At 44.8% G+C, this 18,191-nt stretch carries 12 protein-coding genes; 9 read left to right on the top strand and 3 right to left on the bottom strand.

The features are described 5' to 3' along the window. Positions 1–3: 3 nt before the first annotated feature. Positions 4–801 (bottom strand): phosphopeptide-binding protein, encoded by a 798-nt coding sequence (locus tag ACRBG0_RS17890; protein WP_431488231.1) that lies wholly within the window; start codon positions 799–801, stop codon positions 4–6. A gap of 110 nt (positions 802–911) precedes the next feature. Between ACRBG0_RS17890 and ACRBG0_RS17885 the strand changes: the two genes are divergently transcribed. Genes ACRBG0_RS17885 through ACRBG0_RS17875 form a run of 3 tightly spaced genes read left to right on the top strand, consistent with a single transcriptional unit; the run spans position 912 to position 4,437 of the window. Next, positions 912–3,017, top strand: a complete 2,106-nt coding sequence (locus tag ACRBG0_RS17885; protein WP_431488230.1) for a heavy metal translocating P-type ATPase — start codon at positions 912–914, stop codon at positions 3,015–3,017. Positions 3,018–3,038: 21 nt separating this feature from the next. Further along, on the top strand, positions 3,039–3,455 hold the full coding sequence (locus tag ACRBG0_RS17880; protein WP_431488229.1) for an acyl-CoA thioesterase: 417 nt from the start codon (positions 3,039–3,041) through the stop codon (positions 3,453–3,455). Next, positions 3,442–4,437 (top strand): YihY/virulence factor BrkB family protein, encoded by a 996-nt coding sequence (locus ACRBG0_RS17875; protein ID WP_431488228.1) that lies wholly within the window; start codon positions 3,442–3,444, stop codon positions 4,435–4,437. Before ACRBG0_RS17880 ends, ACRBG0_RS17875 begins: the two co-directional genes overlap by 14 nt. Here ACRBG0_RS17875 and ACRBG0_RS17870 read toward each other — a convergent pair. Then, positions 4,434–5,291, bottom strand: a complete 858-nt coding sequence (locus tag ACRBG0_RS17870) for an AraC family transcriptional regulator (protein ID WP_431488227.1) — start codon at positions 5,289–5,291, stop codon at positions 4,434–4,436. The genes ACRBG0_RS17875 and ACRBG0_RS17870 overlap by 4 nt on opposite strands. A 215-nt stretch (positions 5,292–5,506) precedes the next feature. On the opposite strand from ACRBG0_RS17870, the gene ACRBG0_RS17865 reads away from it, so the two are divergent. The 5 genes from ACRBG0_RS17865 (at position 5,507) to ACRBG0_RS17845 (ending at position 11,365) form a co-directional block, all read left to right on the top strand. Continuing rightward, entirely contained in the window at positions 5,507–6,823 is a 1,317-nt protein-coding gene (locus ACRBG0_RS17865) for an MGH1-like glycoside hydrolase domain-containing protein (protein WP_431488226.1), read from the top strand. Between the two features lie 62 nt (positions 6,824–6,885). Then, on the top strand, positions 6,886–8,454 hold the full coding sequence (locus tag ACRBG0_RS17860) for a sodium:solute symporter (RefSeq protein ID WP_431488225.1): 1,569 nt from the start codon (positions 6,886–6,888) through the stop codon (positions 8,452–8,454). Between the two features lie 25 nt (positions 8,455–8,479). Beyond that, entirely contained in the window at positions 8,480–9,592 is a 1,113-nt protein-coding gene (locus tag ACRBG0_RS17855) for a glycerate kinase (RefSeq protein WP_431488224.1), read from the top strand. A 238-nt stretch (positions 9,593–9,830) separates the two neighbouring features. After that, positions 9,831–10,919, top strand: a complete 1,089-nt coding sequence (locus ACRBG0_RS17850) for a hypothetical protein (RefSeq protein WP_431488223.1) — start codon at positions 9,831–9,833, stop codon at positions 10,917–10,919. Positions 10,920–11,146: 227 nt separating this feature from the next. Continuing rightward, positions 11,147–11,365 carry a hypothetical protein gene (locus ACRBG0_RS17845; protein ID WP_431488222.1) on the top strand — a complete coding sequence of 73 codons (219 nt, stop codon included), beginning with the start codon at positions 11,147–11,149 and terminating at the stop codon, positions 11,363–11,365. 436 nt (positions 11,366–11,801) lie between these two features. Here the strand turns inward: ACRBG0_RS17845 and ACRBG0_RS17840 are convergent, their stop codons facing one another. Beyond that, positions 11,802–12,437, bottom strand: coding sequence for an LON peptidase substrate-binding domain-containing protein (locus tag ACRBG0_RS17840; protein ID WP_431488221.1), 636 nt, complete (start codon positions 12,435–12,437; stop codon positions 11,802–11,804). A 108-nt stretch (positions 12,438–12,545) separates the two neighbouring features. Here ACRBG0_RS17840 and ACRBG0_RS17835 point away from each other — a divergent pair, with 108 nt between their 5' ends. Next, the gene (locus ACRBG0_RS17835; RefSeq protein WP_431488220.1) at positions 12,546–18,089 is read left to right on the top strand and encodes an alpha-2-macroglobulin family protein; all 5,544 of its coding nucleotides are present in this window, start codon (positions 12,546–12,548) and stop codon (positions 18,087–18,089) included. Positions 18,090–18,191: the final 102 nt, after the last annotated feature.

The raw sequence follows: 18,191 nt of genomic DNA, 5'->3' as shown, positions 1-18,191 counted from the left end.
AATTTATCCTTCGGCTTTATCTTCTGCCAGCGTAATAGTACGGCTTACAGGATTCAGTGGTGTATCAACGGTCTTACCTTCCGCATCAACGAGCGTCAATGTTACGGTATGCTCGCCCATAGGCAGCCCCTTGAGGAAGTACGGTTGCCAGGTGTCGATCATGAAAGTTTCTCCACCAACTTCTGCTTTAACCTTGTAATCGTCACCAAGGGTAACGTTGGCCAGGTAAAAATCGAGCATCAAGTTTTCGGTATCCTTTCCTGTGTATGTGCCTTTGGGGCGACTGTAAAACAGCATAGGTTCTGTAACCTCTTTTTCACCAGAAATACTTTGGCCATTTACACTGATTACCGCAACCTTGGCAGCAGTAGCATGCTTGATGCTTTCATGGTACGAACGACTCAGGAAGGCTAGTAGGTAGTGGTTTCCATCAGCGATCTCGTAGTCGAAATCAGCCTCATATTTAGCAGCGTAGGGTTCATTGTCAAGAATCAGGTGAATGTGCTGACCTTGTGCAGAGTTTGCACACATTTTTTGTGCAGCATCACTGGTTTGATTACCTAAAGTGTAACCGCTTTCTCCACCATCAATGCCGAAGGAAAACTTTCCTGATTGATAGCTCATGCTTGTAATTGCAGCATCCGGAAAATCTGGAGAAGCAGGCATAGGGCTGATCGTGACTTTCGTTTCAACGACAGCAGGTGCTTCCATTTCTTCGGTTGCAGAATCTGTTGTTTCCGTTCCACCACCACAGGCTAAGGAAAAGGTGGCTAAAAAGGCTAAAAGAATGAATGTTCTCATATTATAATTGATTTATGAAATTGAGTTGCATGCTTTTTCGCCACATCTTTGCAGCAAAGGGCACTTCCTTATAAAACTACCGCTAATTTAAAGATGTTCACCAATATACCATGGGAAAAGAATTAATAGAACTTAAAGTAGATGGCATGGACTGCAATAATTGCGCCATGAGCATCTCTCGATACCTTGAACGCAAGGGCCTGGAAGACGTTTTTGTAAACTTTCAAACCAAAGAAGTCCGTTTTGCGTCTGGCAATGGAGACTTAGGCCTTGATAAGATCAAGTCGGGGATTGAAAAACTAGGCTATACTGTTTTAGAAGAAGAACCACAGCCTGTTTTTTGGACCTTTGAAAAGAAGCTACTCGTTAGTGCTCTGTTTACGCTGCCGTTATTATTAGGACATTTACTGATGATGGTGGGCTGGGCGCCCGCATGGTTGATGAACCCTTGGGTGCAGCTTGGCCTTACGCTTCCTCCTTTCGTTATCGGAGTAGTACACTTTGGTAGTAGTGCATTGAGTAGCCTACGTGGCGGAGTACCCAATATGGATGTCTTGATCTTTTTAGGTAGTACCGCAGCCTTTGTATACAGCATATTTGGACTTGTTTTACAAAACCCAGATTATTACTTCTTTGAAACCGTTGCTACAATCATAACCTTGGTACTATTGGGCAATTGGTTGGAGAAACGAGCAGTGGCCCAAACGACGTCGGCTATTGGTGAACTCACACAGTTGCAGGCTACCTCCGCACGCAGAATTCTTCCTTCTGGGCAGTTGGTGGAGATTCCTCAGAAGGAATTGCAAATAGGAATGCTCCTTCAAATTAATGAAGGGGATCGAATTCCCGCAGATGGAACGCTCCTTCAAGGAGAAGGCTTGGTTGACGAAAGTATGCTTACCGGCGAAAGTATGCCTGCGGCAAAGGAATTGTCCTCTGAATTGATTGGCGGCAGCCTACTCCTCAAAGGAAACCTACAAATGAAGGTAACTGCCAGCGGAAAAAACACGGTGCTGGAGCAAATGGTAGAATTGGTAAAAACAGCCCAGCAGGATAAGCCCCCGATTCAACAATTAGCAGATAAAATCAGTGCAATATTTGTTCCCGCAGTAGTTGGTATATCTCTGCTCACTTTTTTGCTCGGGCATTTTGCTTTTGGGCTTACCGCAACCCAGGCATTGCTCAATGCCATCGCGGTACTCGTTATTTCCTGTCCATGCGCAATGGGCCTCGCAACACCTACCGCCGTGATGGTAGGCGTAGGGCGATTAGCAAAACTAGGGGTGCTGATTAAGGGCGGCCGTACCGTAGAACAGTTGGCAACCATCAAAAACATTGTTTTTGACAAAACAGGTACTTTAACCACTGGGAAGTTTCGGGTAGAAAAAGCCGAATACCCAACCGGAGAAATGAAAAAAGCCAATAGCCTGGTTTGGGCGATGGAGCAATATTCAAGCCACCCCATTGCTGTTTCTTTACGGGAAGCACTGGAAGGTATGCCCCGAGCAGAAACTTTACCAGCACTAACAGTAGAAGAAGAAAGAGGTATAGGTATGACCGCCGTTGATGAAACGGGCATCCGTTATCGGCTAGGCTCCAAACGCCTCTTGGAAAATGATGCGGATTGTGACGGGGACATTTTCTTGTTGCGAGAAAGGGAAGTCCTGGCAATATTCAAATTAGGGGATGATTTGAAAAAAGGAGTGAGCGAAGCCATCCAGGCTCTTGAAGGCCAAGGGCGGAATTCTTTCATCCTTAGCGGAGATAGAGCGGACAAAACCCAAATACTGGCCGAAAAGATTGGTGTAAAAGAATATCACGCTGAGAAACTTCCTGCTGAAAAATTATCTATCATAAAAAACATCAGCGAAAAACACCCTACGGCAATGGTCGGTGACGGGATCAATGACGCGCCTGCACTTGCACAAGCTGACCTGGGAATATCCTTGAGTAGTGCATCTCAGGTAGCTATTCAGTCGGCCAAAGTTATCCTGCTGAAAGGGCGTATTGATGTGCTACCAGAGGCATTCGGGATCGCTGAAAAAACGGTACAAACGATACGGCAAAACCTCTTTTGGGCTTTTGCTTATAACATTGTAGCCATTCCTATTGCGGCAATGGGTTTCCTCAATCCGATGTGGGGTGCTTTGTTTATGGCCTTCTCTGATGTAGTGGTTATCGGCAATTCAATCCGCCTGAAATACAAAAAAGTGTAGACAAAATGCTAGTTTTGTCAAATGCTAACACACGAATGTACTAAGCGCGTACGCTACGGTGAAACCGATCAGATGGGGTATCTCTACTACGGGAATTATGCCCAGTATTACGAAATAGGGAGAGCGGAGATGATCCGTTCCTTGGGGTTGAGCTACCGGGCCATGGAGGAGGAGCATAATGTGCTAATGCCGGTAATGACTTTGCAGTGTCGCTACGTCCGCCCAGCGCTTTATGATGAGCTAATTACGATTCGGTCGACTTTGCGGCACCTTCCGCAGAAAACCATCACCTTTCACATGGAGTTGTTTAATGAAAAGGGTAAATTGGTGAATGGCGGCTCGGTAAAGCTTTGTTTTATTGATGCCAAGACCAATAAGTCGATTGAAACACCATCCTATTTGCTGGAAAAATTGAAGCCTTACTTTGAAGAAGTTTAAGTGGCCTACTCCTAAGGAGATACAAGATTGGGTTTACAATTTGCCAATCGTCAAACAAGTTTTGGATTGGTCGAAACGGACTTCGTTGCCGGGTTTTTTTCGTGTGCCGATTTATGATGTAGTTGTTTTTGTATTTAATGAGATTCGCAGGTTTGACCTGTTTACCCGAGCAAACAGTATTGCCTACAGCTTTTTTCTCTCGCTTTTCCCCTCTTTACTAACCCTTTTTACGCTGGTCCCTTTTTTACTGGACTTTCTCTCCGGGGTGGTTCCAGAGTTGGCCAACTTTAATTATGTGCTTGAACAAGAGATTACCCGGGTTATGCCAGGGCAAGCCGGAAGCCTCGTGTTTGATTTTATTCATGAAATCACCGATACGCCTCGAATTGGATTGTTGTCTTTTGGTTTCGTATTAGCCATCTATTTTTCTTCAAATGGGATGCTGGCGATGATGCGGAGTTTTGAAAAATCCTACCGCGACACCTTCAAACAGCGGGGAGGCCTTCGCAAGCGAGCTGTTGCTATTATGCTGACAGGTTTAGTCGGTTTTTTGCTGATATTTTCTGTCATTTTCATTATTTTAGGTAGTCTTTTTATTACCTGGATCAGTGAAGTTGTACATCTTACGCAGGTTGGTGAGTTTGCTATTGGCTTACTGCGTTGGCTTTCGATCTTGATGGTTTTCTATTTTGGAATTGCCGTTTTGTATCGTTATGGTTCGGCAACTCATCGTCGGATGGCCATTTTTTCTCCGGGAACGACCTTGGCTACGGTGCTTTGTATCCTGTCTTCGCTGGCCTTTTCCTTCTACATTGATGAATTCAACCGCTACGACACTTACCACAAGTTTTACGGCTCTATTGGTACTTTTATTATTATCATGTTGTGGATACAGCTCAACTCTTTGATCTTATTGATCGGTTTTGAATTAAATGCAGCGATTGCTGTAAACCGGGATTTGAAAGCTCAGCAAGATGATTAACTGGCAGTATTAGCGTATTGCTGTCGGAAATTCTCTGGCGTCCGTTGCATCAATTGTTTGAATTTTCGATTGAAATAGGACACGTTGTTGAAACCACATTCGTGGCATATTTCTCCTACCGATTTCTCCGTGTCCATTAATAACCTACCGGCGTAGTTGATCCGAAACTCGTTAATGATCTGAGTATAAGTTTTCTGTGTTTGTTTTTTAATGAATTTATAGAATGCAGCTTCCGAGATGTTTAATTTATCAGCTACTTCCTTGATGTTTACCACCTTGGTATAGTGCTGCATAATGTGATCGTAGACAATTTTTATTCTCCCCAACTGTGTTTCATTGAACTCCAAAGCATAGGTTTTAGGACAGATCGTTTCATATTGCTGGCACACTGCTAGTAATTGTAACAACTCCAATAGGTACATGAACTTGGATAGGCCTTTCTCTGCCAATATTTTTCGCATTAGCCGCAAGGCTTTAGGCTTTACTTTGTCAGAAAAAGCGATTCCTTGCTTTGCTCGTTCGAAAAGAGAATGGATATGTCTTAATTCTGGTTTTAGGAAAAAGGCATCCCCCATAAAATTAGGCATCATCTGCAAGACAATCTGGCTACACTTGTGCTCTGTTGTGAATCCATGTGGCAGGTTAGACCCCAATAACACAAGGTCTCCTTTCTGGTAGTCGTCGATCTGATTACCAACAAACCTTCTTCCGTTACTCTTTAGTGTGTAACAAATTTCTATCTCTGGATGATAATGCCAAGCTTGGCTTAACAAGGGGCGGCTATCTCTATTTACCATCCTAGCAGTGAAGGATTGCTCTGCTGGTTCAATTATTTTTTCATATCCTGGTTTCATAGATACAATAATAACAACTTGGTGGCTAGATCTAGTAAAAAAGTATAGAATAGTGTTAAAAGAAGATAGTTGACTGTTTACAGTAGTCGATTGGCTAATATAATTTTGCATATCAATTTGCCTCGGTATTCAAGAGTGTCGAGGGCGCGTTGGGTGAAATTTTATTTGGAGAAATGATTAACTGAATCACTTTTCTAATTACAAACTATTGTTAGATGCTTTATCAAGATTTAGCCGAAGAAGCGGAACAAATACTAAGGTTGAATTGGCGGGACGGATTTACGGTTCCCACCAACAAGCTCTATCCTTTCCAGTGGAATTGGGATTCAGGTTTCACTTGTTTAGGGCACGCGTATTTCGAGCCAAAGTGGGCGATCCGCGAGTTGAATTCGCTATTCTCTGGGCAATGGGAAAATGGGATGATTCCTCATATTATTTTTCATAGCGAAACAGAGACCAGCTATTTCCCAAACCATGATTTTTGGAACACCACCGTTAACCCCGGAGCACAGCAAAAGCCCAAAACATCCGGGATTACTCAGCCTCCGGTGCATGGCTTTATTTTAGAGAAGCTCTTGGCCAAATTTCCAAATGATGGGGCGTTTTTAGCTTTTGTGAAAGCTATTTTCCCCAAAGTGGTTCATTCTCATCGGTTCTTTTACACTTATCGCGATCCGAAAAGAGAAGGCCTGGCTTTTTTATATCACCCTTGGGAAACAGGACGCGATAATAGTCCGCTTTGGGATGAGTCTAATGCTCGTATTCAGATCGACAAATCGACCTTGCCGGCGTATACCCGCCAGGATACAAAGCTTGCAGACAAAAAAGAAAGACCCACCAGCGACCAGTACGACCGTTTCGTATACATGCTTGAGTTGGGGAAAAGGCACCAATATGATGGGGAAGGTATTTTTGAAGAAAGTCCAGTACTTCTTCAGGATACGCTCACCAATGCGGTTTTAATTCAATCCAACCAAAGTCTTATTCGGATAGGGGAGCGGTTGGGGCTAGACACGGGAGAACTGAAGGAATGGCAGGCACAGTCTGTTAAAAGCTTCAGAGAGAAACTATGGAATGAAAACCTTGCTACTTTTACTTGCTACGATCTTCGCAAAGAGGCCCAGATTGAGTACAAAGAAATTGGCGGCCTGACAGCACTATCTGCGGAAATCGCAACCAAGGATCAAGCTGATAAGCTCAATGATTATTTGAATGATTTGCATAACAGAGGTTACTACCTGTGCCCTAGTTTCGATGTAGATGATCCTTTGTTTGACTCGAAACGCTATTGGCGCGGACCAATTTGGCCACAGATGAATTGGCTGATCTATGAGGGATTACAGCATTATGGTTTTTCCGCTACAGCGAAAATTGTAAAAGAAGACTTCCTTGAGTTGATCACAAAACAGGGTTTTTACGAATACTTTGAAGCACAGAAATCCGTAGCTGCTCAACTTGACAAAGGATATGGCGGCGGCCAGTTTTCCTGGACTTCCGCTTGTGTCCTAGATTTACTACATAAGGATCAATAATCTTCTCTTTGTCAGTAATAGCCAGTTAGATTTAAACTTATTTTCACCTTATTAGAAATACCATGAATACATTAGACTTAGTAATCATTGCCATTTACCTAGTAGGCTTACTGTTGCTTGGGCGGATGTTCCGCAATAACCAGAACAGTAAAGACTACTTCCTTGGTGGAAAACAATTTGGCTGGTTCTCACTATCTATCAGCACGCTTGCGACGCAGTTGTCAGCCATTAGCTTTGTTTCGGCACCTGCTTTTGTAGGCTTGAAAGAAGGAGGTGGGATGACTTGGCTTACCTATGAATTTGCGGTCCCCCTGGCGATGATATTCCTTATGGTATTTCTCGTTCCTACTTTGTATACATCTGGTGTTGTTAGTGTTTATGCCTATTTGGAAAAACGATTCGGCAGGTCTACTCGACTGTTATTGAGTGGCGTGTTTCAGATCAGTCGGGCCTTTGGTACCAGTGTCATGATTTATGCCATTGCGCTTATTCTTACCAGTGTTATGGCCATCCCCATGTGGATGACAATTTTGCTTATTGGTATTGTTACACTAGTCTACTCACTACAAGGAGGGATGAAGGCCGTTGTTTATGGTGATGTCATTCAGATGGTGATACTATTTGCAGGAATGGTTATTTGTCTGTTTTTTGGTTTGCAGGCCGTAGGTGGATGGGATGCTTTTTTACAGCAAGTAGACCCAGCTCGCCTAGAGGTTGTCAACTTTGATAAACTAGGCTTTCAAAAAGGAGAAGAGTTTGGCTTCTGGCCAATGCTTTTGGGTGGTTTTTTCTTGTATGCTTCTTATTACGGAACAGACCAAAGCCAGGTGCAACGATTGTTCTCAGCGCCAAACTTACCGACGCTAAAGAAAACCTTGTTATGGAACGGGCTTTTGCGATTCCCTATCACGCTTGTCTATTGTATTATGGGTTTGGTAATTGGAACTTTGGTGGTGCTCAACCCTGAATTTGCCCAGGAAATACCAAGTAATAAGCCTGATTTAATGATCCCTGTCTTCATCAGGGATTTTCTCCCGCACGGCGTCATTGGTATTTTGATGGTCGCTATCTTTTCAGCAGCGATGTCTTCTTTAAGCTCTGCGGTTAATTCACTGAGTGCAGCTTCTGTAGAAGACTTTTTTGCCTCAAAGAAAGACCTCAGTGACAAGGAGTACATGCGTTACTCAAAGTATACCGTGCTCTTCTGGGGTGTTCTTTGTATCGGCTTCGCCTTTTTCACAGGAGATATAGCAGAGACGGTAATTGAGGCGATCAACAAAGTCGGGTCACTGTTTTACGGACCGATTCTTGCCACCTTTGTTGCGGCGGTAGGCATAAAGAAAATTCACGGTAAAGCAGCTAACGTAGGTCTTTTATTAGGCGTTGCAGTCAATGTTTATTTATGGCTATTTGTACCCTCTATCTTTTGGTTCTGGTGGAATGCCGTAGGGGCCGTTGTTACCTTAGGAAGTGCACTGTTATTCAGCTATTTATTACCAGGAAAAGGAGAAGAAACGAGTACAACTGATTGGAGTATGGAAGAACTTCCTTGGCGTAAAATTGCGATATTACTCTTGTTCTTTGTTGCAATTGTTGTCTTCAGTATCAAATTCCCAGGATTCTTCAACTAAACAATCAAACCAGTACCCCCGTGTAATGAAAATACTCCTTGCGCCTGATAAATTCAAAGGGTCACTATCCGCTCAAGCTGTTTGTGAAACGATAGCTGAGAACTTGTTTTCTATTGTTCCCGAGTTAGAAATTGAGATTCACCCTATGGCAGATGGAGGAGATGGTTCTTTAGAAATACTTGTCGAAACCTTAGGGCTTGATGAAATGGAGGTAGCTACCGTTGATCCATTAGGTAGGCCTATTAAAGCGAGTTACCTCCATAATCAAAATCAGGCTTTTATAGAATTGGCCAGTGCAAGTGGCTTGGTGTTACTCAAGGAAGAAGAACGCGACCCAATGCTTACCTCAACCTTTGGTACAGGTTTGATGGTAAAGCATGCTGTAGATCAAGGAATAACAGACATTTATTTACTGCTCGGCGGTAGTGCAACCAATGATTTTGGGCTTGGTATCATTACTGCCCTTGGCGGAATGTTACTGGATGAGGAGGGGGAGGCTTTAGCACCTGTCGGTGAAAATTTGATCAAAATAGCCAAGATTATCCCTCCTTCAGTAGTATATCAGGAGACGAAATTTCATGTCCTTTGTGATGTTAACAATCCCCCTTACGGTGAAAATGGTGCTGCTTCTATTTATGCCCAACAAAAGGGAGGGACAGAACAACAAATTGAGGATTTAGATGCTGGTGCTAAACATTTATGCGCCCTTATTAACGATCAGTTCGGAGTAGCATTGGATAGCTTACAGGGTGGGGGAGCCGCAGGTGCAACAGCCGCCGGAATGGTTGGCCTGCTGGGCGGCGAAATTAAAGGCGGCTTTGCGGCATTGAGCACCCTGACCAAGCTGCCGGAAAAGATAGCTGCCGCAGACATCGTCATCAGCGGAGAGGGAAAGCTAGACGAACAATCCCTACAAGGAAAGGTCATCGATGGTGTCGCCAAATTATGTGCAGATCATCAAAAGCCGCTTTATCTTTTTGTAGGTGTGAGTGCATTACCCCCGAGCGCTCATGAAACATTGAAGATAAAAAAGGTGTTTTCGATAATGGAATATGCAACGAGCCAAGAGGACGCGATGTTGAACCCAACTCAATATCTTCAGCAAATGAGCTTAGCATTTGCGGAAGCTGTGTTGTAGTTGGTTAGTCTTAGAGGTGTGTGTCAATAATCCTTGGGCAAGTGCCCATTTGGGGCAATCAAAAGAAAACCTCTGCGTCTCCGCGCGAATTGTACTTTCATAGATACTCTTGATAGTTAACCTGAATTTTTTCCTCTCTTTTGTCATTTCCTCGACGGAGGCTGTTAAATTTGCCTTTCTGGAAGGGTAAAACCTCCACTTTTACGTTTCCTTGAGGAAAGCATCGAAAATAACGACTATGAGATATATTTACCTGTGCCTGATTTTAATGAGCACCTTGTTTTTTACAGAGCTGCAAGCTCAAAAATATTCCAATGAATTTCTCTCTATTGGAGTAGGAGCAAGGGCACAGGCCATGGGCAATTCCGTTGTTGCAAGTACCAATGATGTCTATGCCGGGGTATGGAATCCTGCAGGTCTAGCGGCTCTCACGCCGGATGATGGCCTCCAGTTGGGGGCGATGCACTCGGAGTGGTTTGGTGGCGTAGGCAAATTCGATTACTTGGCTTTTACGCTACCAACTACCCAGGCGGGCAATCGTCTTGCTTTTAGCCTCGTACGCTTTGGTATTGATAATATTCCCAATACGCTTTCTCTTTACGAAAGCGACGGTTCTATCAATTTCGATAATATCACAGATTTTTCCTCTGCTGATTATGCGTTTGTGGGCTCTTACGCCAAAGAGATCAACAAACCCCAAGGGCCTATCCGTTTTGGTGGTTCTATAAAAGTGGTGCATCGTAGAATTGGCCCCTTTGCAACCTCTTGGGGCTTTGGTGCCGACTTGGGCGTGCAGGTCGTACGCGACAAGTGGGTTTGGGCCGTCCTTGCCAAAGACATTACCACCACTTTCAACGCATGGAGCTTTTCTTTTACCGATCAAGAAAAAGACATCTTGGAACTGACGAATAACGAAGTTCCTATCAATTCGGTAGAAATCACGCGCCCACAACTCATTATGGGCGGTGCGCGCACCTTTGAGATAAACGAAAAAGTGAGCCTGCTATCCGAAATGAACCTGATTTTCACCACCGACGGCCAGCGCAACACCCTCATTTCTGCCGATCCTATCAGTATTGATCCAAGCCTGGGCTTAGAGATGGCTTACCGCAAATTCCTCTTCCTACGTGCCGGTATCAATCAATTTCAGCGCGAGCTTGATTTCGGCAACGAAGAAACCCTCACCATGCGCCCCAGTATGGGCATCGGCCTCCAATTAGGCAGCCTTCTCGTTGATTATGCCTACACCGATTTGGGGGATGACCAGAATACCTTTTCCCATGTGGTGAGCTTGCGGTTGGGACTGAAGCCGAGGAGTAAAGAGTAGTGGTACGGGGTACTTTGTAAAAGGTATTGGGATTAGCTTCGCTTATCGTCGAAAGCTCCTCAGAGTTTTGATTGTCCTAGATTAGTTGGGTTCCCCGTCATTTATGGCGGGTGCGAGCTTTAGAAAAGTGCAAACATCAGTTTTTATACGTTTCCTAAACCATAGCGCATGTTAGTTTCCGAACTAATATGTTATATCTCGCTGGTCTCTCGACCAGCAGAATACGTATGGTCGTTGTACGTTTTACAGTGTTTAAAGATGGATCGGTCGGTGACGCAATACTCTTAAGAGACATTGGTTATGGATGTGGTTTGGCAGCCTTGCAGGTGGTAGAAGACATGGTCAATCAGGGTGTCCGCTTTACACCAACAAGTAGCCGTGGGCGAGTAAGAAGTGTTTATTTTAACTTGCCTGTTAAGTTTCGTTTAAAGGACGAAGAGCATTAAATATCGGCTTGTTCATTTTGTTAACAGAAATTATTGGCAGTAAAAAATCTCTGCGCCTTTGTACCTCTGCGCGATAGACCTCCTCTATTCGGCGTCGGTTGGATCTACGTCGCTGGGTTTACACCACTAAATTCTCCCTCCATCAAAACTTTTCCCGCGATCATCCGTTATTGTCCTTGCATAGTATAGGTTCTCGACTCGATAGTCGAAATGCCTATCAGCAAAACAAACCACGCAGGTACCCACAAGCGTTTTGGCTCTACACTTATTAAATTAGAGTTTGACTTTGCGTGTGACTAAGGCGGGCCTCAGTATCAACTTCGGTTGATATTCTCATTACGAGACAAGGGGATTACTGAACCACAACAGCGGCTCTAACCATGTTTTATCGAGGGTCCAAAACCACCCGGTACTTGTGTGGTGTTTTTTTTGCCCACTATATTTCTGGCGGAATCAAATTCTTGAAGTGGCCATTCATCTTGGCTCTGTCCCTCAAATTTTCCATTTCTTTTACAATAGGTAAGATGCGGCTGATCTGCTCAATGATGAGTTGTTGGCGGCTAGCGGCATTGAAGGTCGTTAGAAATTGGTACTCTTGTTCGGGGTCGAAGCCAACAAAGTGAGCAATGTCGTAAGTGGTAAAGTTGCTGGCATTTTCAGGAAGGGAACGCTTGATTTTCATTGCAGCAAAGAGCCTCTTACTATAGGCAAGAATTTGCTCATTGAGGCGAGGGTCTTCATTGTGGTCGATCTCGTAATCATTGACCAATCCGCCAGCGTAAGGTTTGTTTTCTAGCGTAGGGTAGAAATCTTTGATTCTAAAAATGCCCAAAGCTTCCATCTTGACATCCATTTCGCCGCCGGGATAAACCTTCTCAATATTCAGTAACCTTACCTCTGTGCCAAATTCTTTTATCGAGCCATTTTGGTAAGTGGGAATACCAAAAGTGATACCATCTTCTTCGCAATCCTTAATCAGTTTGCGGTAACGCTCTTCAAAGATGTGAAGGTTAACGGCCTCACCGGGAAAGACCACAATCTGAAGGGGGAAAAGCGCAATTTGGCGGGGCATGTTAAATATTTTAGTCTTTTAAGAGTTCGATTAAAGAGCTTGTGCTAATTAACGTTATTTTTATGACTTGTTAGAATTATTCCTAAAAACGTACTAATACCTACCTCTATGAACCGTGTACTCCTCTTGTTTTTTTCACTCTTGTTAATAATAGGGCAATCTTGTTCGAGTAATAAGACCGCCAAGCCCATGCCAGAAAGCGCTAAGGCTTACGTGTATGCTTACTCCAATGGCGTTGTATCACGGATCGCCCCATTAAAAATACAGTTTGCAGGCATCGTTGTTACAGAAGAAGAGGTAGGGACAGAGGCTGCAAGGGGACTTGTGGAAATGTCTCCTTCGGCAGCAGGAAAATGGACTTGGGTTGATCGCCAAACCCTCCGTTTTGATCCTGCACCGGCAATGGAATTTGCTACGGCCTATATCGTAACCGTTGCTTTAGAAGACCTTTTTGATAATGTACCAGAGGAAGCTCGGCAATTTGAGTTTTCTGTAAAAACCCGCGACCCTTTCGTTTCTCTTGAATTAGATGGGCTGACGACACCAGATCCCTCTGTTCGGGAATCTCAGGTGCTAAAAGGGCAGATTCTTACATCGGATTACGTTGCTGACGAAGAGGTTCCTGAGTTGCTTAGTGTCGCTCAAAGTAACGAGGCGCTTAATCTTGTCTGGTCTCATAATGCAGAAGGAACCGTCCATTATTTCACAGCGCCTGGTGTGAAGAGAGGTGAAGCAACGAGTGAAATAACCCTCAGCTGGAATGGTGCTGCAATTAGTGCAATGCAGAAAGGAAATGAGAAGGTGGAGGTGCCAAAGATCGGCGACTTTAAGGTAACCAAAGCAGTCCCTTACGGAGGAGGCGAAGCCAAGGTTGATATTCATTTTTCCGACCCCATCAAAGAAGACCAGGATTTTAGTGGCTTGGTAAACATTAGTAATAGTACGAATGAATTCCGTTATGTAGCTAAAGGGCACGTTCTCACTCTTTATCTGAATGAACCTCTTGCTGGCAACCAACAGTTAAGTGTCTATACGGGTATCCAAAATCGTTACAGAGAAACAATGCCTAGAAGCAGCGTTTGGGAGGTAACTTTTACCGCCACAGAACCACAGGTGCGATTAGTTGGACAAGGAAATATTCTTCCTGCTTCCGCAAAATTGGTTTTCCCATTCGAGGCTATTGGCTTAAATGCTGTTGAGGTAGAAATTTTCAAAATACACAGCAGCAACATTTTGCAATTCCTTCAGGATAACAACCTGGATGGCCAATACGATCTGAATAAAGTCGGTAAAGTCATCCTACGGCAGGAAGTCGCGCTGAAGAACCTTAAACCAACAGGTAACCACGCGCAATGGGAGCGTTATGCACTGGATTTGCGCCAGTTTTTTGAAATGGATGCCAAGTCTTTTTATCAAGTACGTATTGGTTTTCGACGTGATCAAAGCCGCTATAATTGTTCCAACCAAAATTTCACTTTTCAAGAGCGGTATAATCGAAACAATGACGCCAGTATACTGAATAACTGGTATGGCCTGGAAGGTTACTACCAGGAATATCGTTGGGACCAGCGCGATGATCCGTGTTACCCTGCTTACTATAATTCTGATCGGTTTATTGTCCGTAATGTAATGACCTCTAATTTAGGGCTCATCGTTAAAGAAGGGCAAAATCAGTCTTATTCCGTAGCCGTGACTAACCTGCAAACGGCGGGACCTGTAGCTGAAGCTACAGTTCATTTCTATGACTATCAGCAGCAATTGTTAGGAACCTTGACAACCAATGCCAAGGGGTTAGGGGCTAAAGAATTATCAGAAGACGCCTTTTTTGCTGTTGCTGAAACCACAGCTGATCAAGCCTACGTTCGCCTTGATGATGGTAGCGCGTTATCTACCAGCCGTTTTGACGTAGGAGGCACCGTACTTCAAGAAGGGCTAAAAGGTTACCTCTATGCAGAAAGAGGGGTGTGGCGTCCCGGCGACTCTGTCTTTTTGAATTTCGTTTTAGAAGATGAAAAAGGTCTTCTTCCTCCGGCCTATCCTGTAACGTTTGAACTTCGCGATGCCCAAGGCCAAATGGTCGAAAAGCGAGAGGGTATTGTGCCTGAGGGCGAAATTTACCCGGTCTTTTTCCGTACATCGCCAGATGATATTACAGGAGTTTGGCAGGCGTCTATCTCTGCTGGCGATGCTGTATTTCGCAAAAACCTAAGGATTGAGACCATCAAACCTAATCGGATAAAAGTAGCCCTTACCGGTGCCGAAGATCCCATCAGAATGTCATCAGGTGTTTCTCGAATGAACCTGGAGGCTGCTTGGTTACATGGCGCTCCCGCGGCCAATTTAAAAGCAAATGTAGAAGCTTCGTTCCAATTGGACAGAAGTGGGTTTGAAGCATTTCCTGATTATAGTTTTTACGACCGTAATCAAGGCAATTTGCTTTCGCAAAACCAAGTCGTTTTTGATGCGCCGTTGGATGATAAAGGGAAAGCAACGGTGGAAGTGCGCATGCCTAATGCGAATACTGCTGCCGGGCCATTGCACATGCGACTGCGAACGCGCGTTTATGAGCAAGGAGGCAATTTTAGCACAGAAAGCCGTTCGTTTGAAGTCTTCCCATTCGATTACTATGCAGGTTTAAGAATGCCAGAAGATCGCTATGGCAGTCCGAGGGTGCTGATTGGCGAAGATGCAACCATCCAATTAGCAAGTGCCAATTATCAGGGTAAAGTTGCTGCTGGACGTAAACTGAAAACAGAATTGTTTCGAGTGGAATGGCGTTGGTGGTGGGATGATGAGGATGCCCGTGGCGCACGCTATGCCCGTGACCGGAATTTGCGTAGCCTTTCCTCAGAGACAGTCACCACGGACGCTAGTGGAAAGGCCAATTGGAAAGTAAAAGTGGACGATTGGGGCCGCTACCTTATTCGAGTATGTGATGAGGAAAGTGGGCATTGTGCTGCCGGTTATGTGTATGCTGGTTCGCCTTGGTACAATGAAGACACTTTCTCTGAAGAAGCGAGTATGCTTACCTTCCGAACCGATAAAACGGCCTACGAGGTAGGTGATGAAGTAAGTGTGACCTTTCCCGCTGGTAGTGCTGGCAGGGCGTTGTTGAGTTTAGAAAACGGAGAAGGCGTAATCGAAGAACGTTGGTTGGATACCCAGGCCGGCGACAATGTTGTTTCCTTCAAAGCCACGGCAGATATGGCGCCTACCGTCTATGCTTTCCTCACCGTTTTGCAACCCTATGACCAGGATGCGAATGACTTGCCGATGCGCGCCTACGGTGTAATCCCCATCAAGGTCGAAGACCCAGCAACAATCTTGGAACCTAAGATATTGATGGCTGAAGAGTTGAAGCCGGAAGATTTTTTCACTGTAGAAGTTTCTGAAACCAAGGGGCAAGCGATGACCTATACGCTGGCTGTCGTTGATGAAGGACTATTGAGCCTTACCAACTTCAAAACGCCAAACCCACACGAGACTTTCTTTGCACGTGAGGCTTTGGGTGTGAAAACGTGGGACTTGTACCGCTATGTTTTATCAAGAACCAATGTCGAGCTCAATCATGTTTTGACCATTGGTGGTGATGGTGATTTGGCAGGTGGTAAAAAAGAGGATCGTGCTAATCGCTTTGATCCGGTTGTCCTGCATTTAGGGCCATTTGAGCTAGGCAAAGGGCAGAAAGTCAAACACCGCTTGAGAATGCCCAATTATGTAGGAGCGGTAAGAGCAATGGTTGTCGCAGCGAAGCCGCATGCTTATGGCTCGGCCGAAAAATCGGTGCCTGTTCGCAAACCATTAATGGTACTGGCAACCTTGCCGCGTGTACTAGGTATTGGCGAACAATTGGAGCTCCCTGTCAATGTATTTGCCATGAAAGAAAAACTTGGTAATATAAAAGTACGCTTAGAAGAAAGTTCTGGTTTGGTGAATATTGCAACGGCAAGTAAGCAAGTAAACTTCTCTACGACCGGTGATCAACTGATACGCTTCCCGATCAGTGTCGGTAATGGAACGGGGGTAGCGAAATTTACAGTCATTGCTGAAGGCGGCGGAGAACGTACAACGCAAGAGATAGAGATTGATATCCGCAACCCCAACCCAATGCAAAGCTTGGCGACACCGTTTGTATTGGCCAAAGGAGAGGAAAAAACACTGGATTATGTTCCTTTCGGCTCCGAAGGAACCCGTACAGGTACGCTGGAAATGACAAATCTACCTCCGTTAGACCTTGAGCGTAGGTTGAAGTATTTGCTGCGCTATCCCTACGGTTGTCTTGAGCAAACGACGTCGGCTGCTTTTCCCCAGTTGCATTTAGCCACCTTTATGGAGCTTAATGATGAGCAGCGCGATAAGGTTCGTACAAATATTGGGGTTGCACTCGACCGATTAAGGCAGTTTCAAAGAAGTGACGGTGCATTTTCTTATTGGCCAAATCGTGGAGAAATATCCTCTTGGGCAACTTCTTATGTTGGGCATTTTCTTTTGGCTGCCCAAGCAGCAGGTTACACAATTCCTTCAGGGGTACTGCAAAATTGGCAAGATTACCAGCAGGGTGCTGCTCGCGCGTGGGATGGCCGTGTAGCTGATTTCGGCCTTGTCAGCCGAAGAAGCTATGAACTGGATCAAGCTTACCGTTTATATACCTTGGCTTTGGCTGGAAAACCTGAACTGGGAGCGATGAATCGCCTGAGAGAACGCAATGCCCTGAGTGGGACGAGCCGCTGGCGCTTAGCGGCTGCGTATGCACTGGCAGGGCAGGGGAGTGCTGCCAAAGACCTGGTTCGCTCGCTTACTACGGAGGTTTCTAATTACCGAGAAATGGACTTTACCTATGGTTCGGGATTACGTGATCAAGCTATGATCCTGGAAACGTTGATTTTATTAGAGGATCAATCTTCTGCGGACTTAGTAGCCCAGCAAATTGCTAAGCAAATGAACTCCCAGAGATGGCTAAGTACACAGGAAGTAGCCTATTGTCTCTTGTCGTTTAGTAAATACATTGGTGAAAATGATGAATTGAGCAAGACGTACACTTTCACCATGAAACAAGGGGCTGCCAATGCAATAGACGTAGGAGCTGATCACCCTTACATTCAAATAAACCTGAAAGATCGTACGAACCCTATCCTGGTAAAAAACACCAGTACGCAGAAGCTTTTTGGCAGCATTGTTCGTCAAGGACAGCCCCTGCCGGAAGAAGAGCAGCCCATCAGTAGGCAACTTCAGATTAATATTGTTTATCGAGATGCCGCAGGAACATTGCTTGATGTGTCGCGCATGGAGCAGGGAACGGATTTTATTGCAGAAGTGACAGTTTCGCATCCGAATTCACTCAATTATGGCTATCGTCAGTTGGCTTTAGAGCAGGTGTTTCCGGCGGGCTGGGAAATCACCAATACCCGTTTTGAGGAAATCAATACGAACCCTGAATCTGGCTACAACTATCGAGATTTCCGCGATGATCGCGTAAACACCTTCTTCAATTTGGGAAGGAATGAAAATAAAACCTTCCGGGTTTATCTCAGTGCTACCTATAGTGGGCGATTCTATTTGCCTGCCAGTACTTGTGGCGCGATGTATGACAATGATATCTTCGCCAGTAGTTCCGGTTATTGGGTAGAGGTGGTTACGCCGGCAATTGAATGATCTTTTTTTATTGATCTGTTTTGAACCATTTAAGGAAATAGAAGGGATTATAAGTGAGGAAGCCCCAGCCAACATCGTTGACTGGGGCTTCTTTGATCATCG

The sequence above is a fragment of the Lewinella sp. genome, assembly GCF_050633125.1.
In the GTDB taxonomy this organism is placed as follows: domain Bacteria; phylum Bacteroidota; class Bacteroidia; order Chitinophagales; family Saprospiraceae; genus Lewinella.
This window is presented reverse-complemented; position numbering and strand designations above follow the sequence as displayed.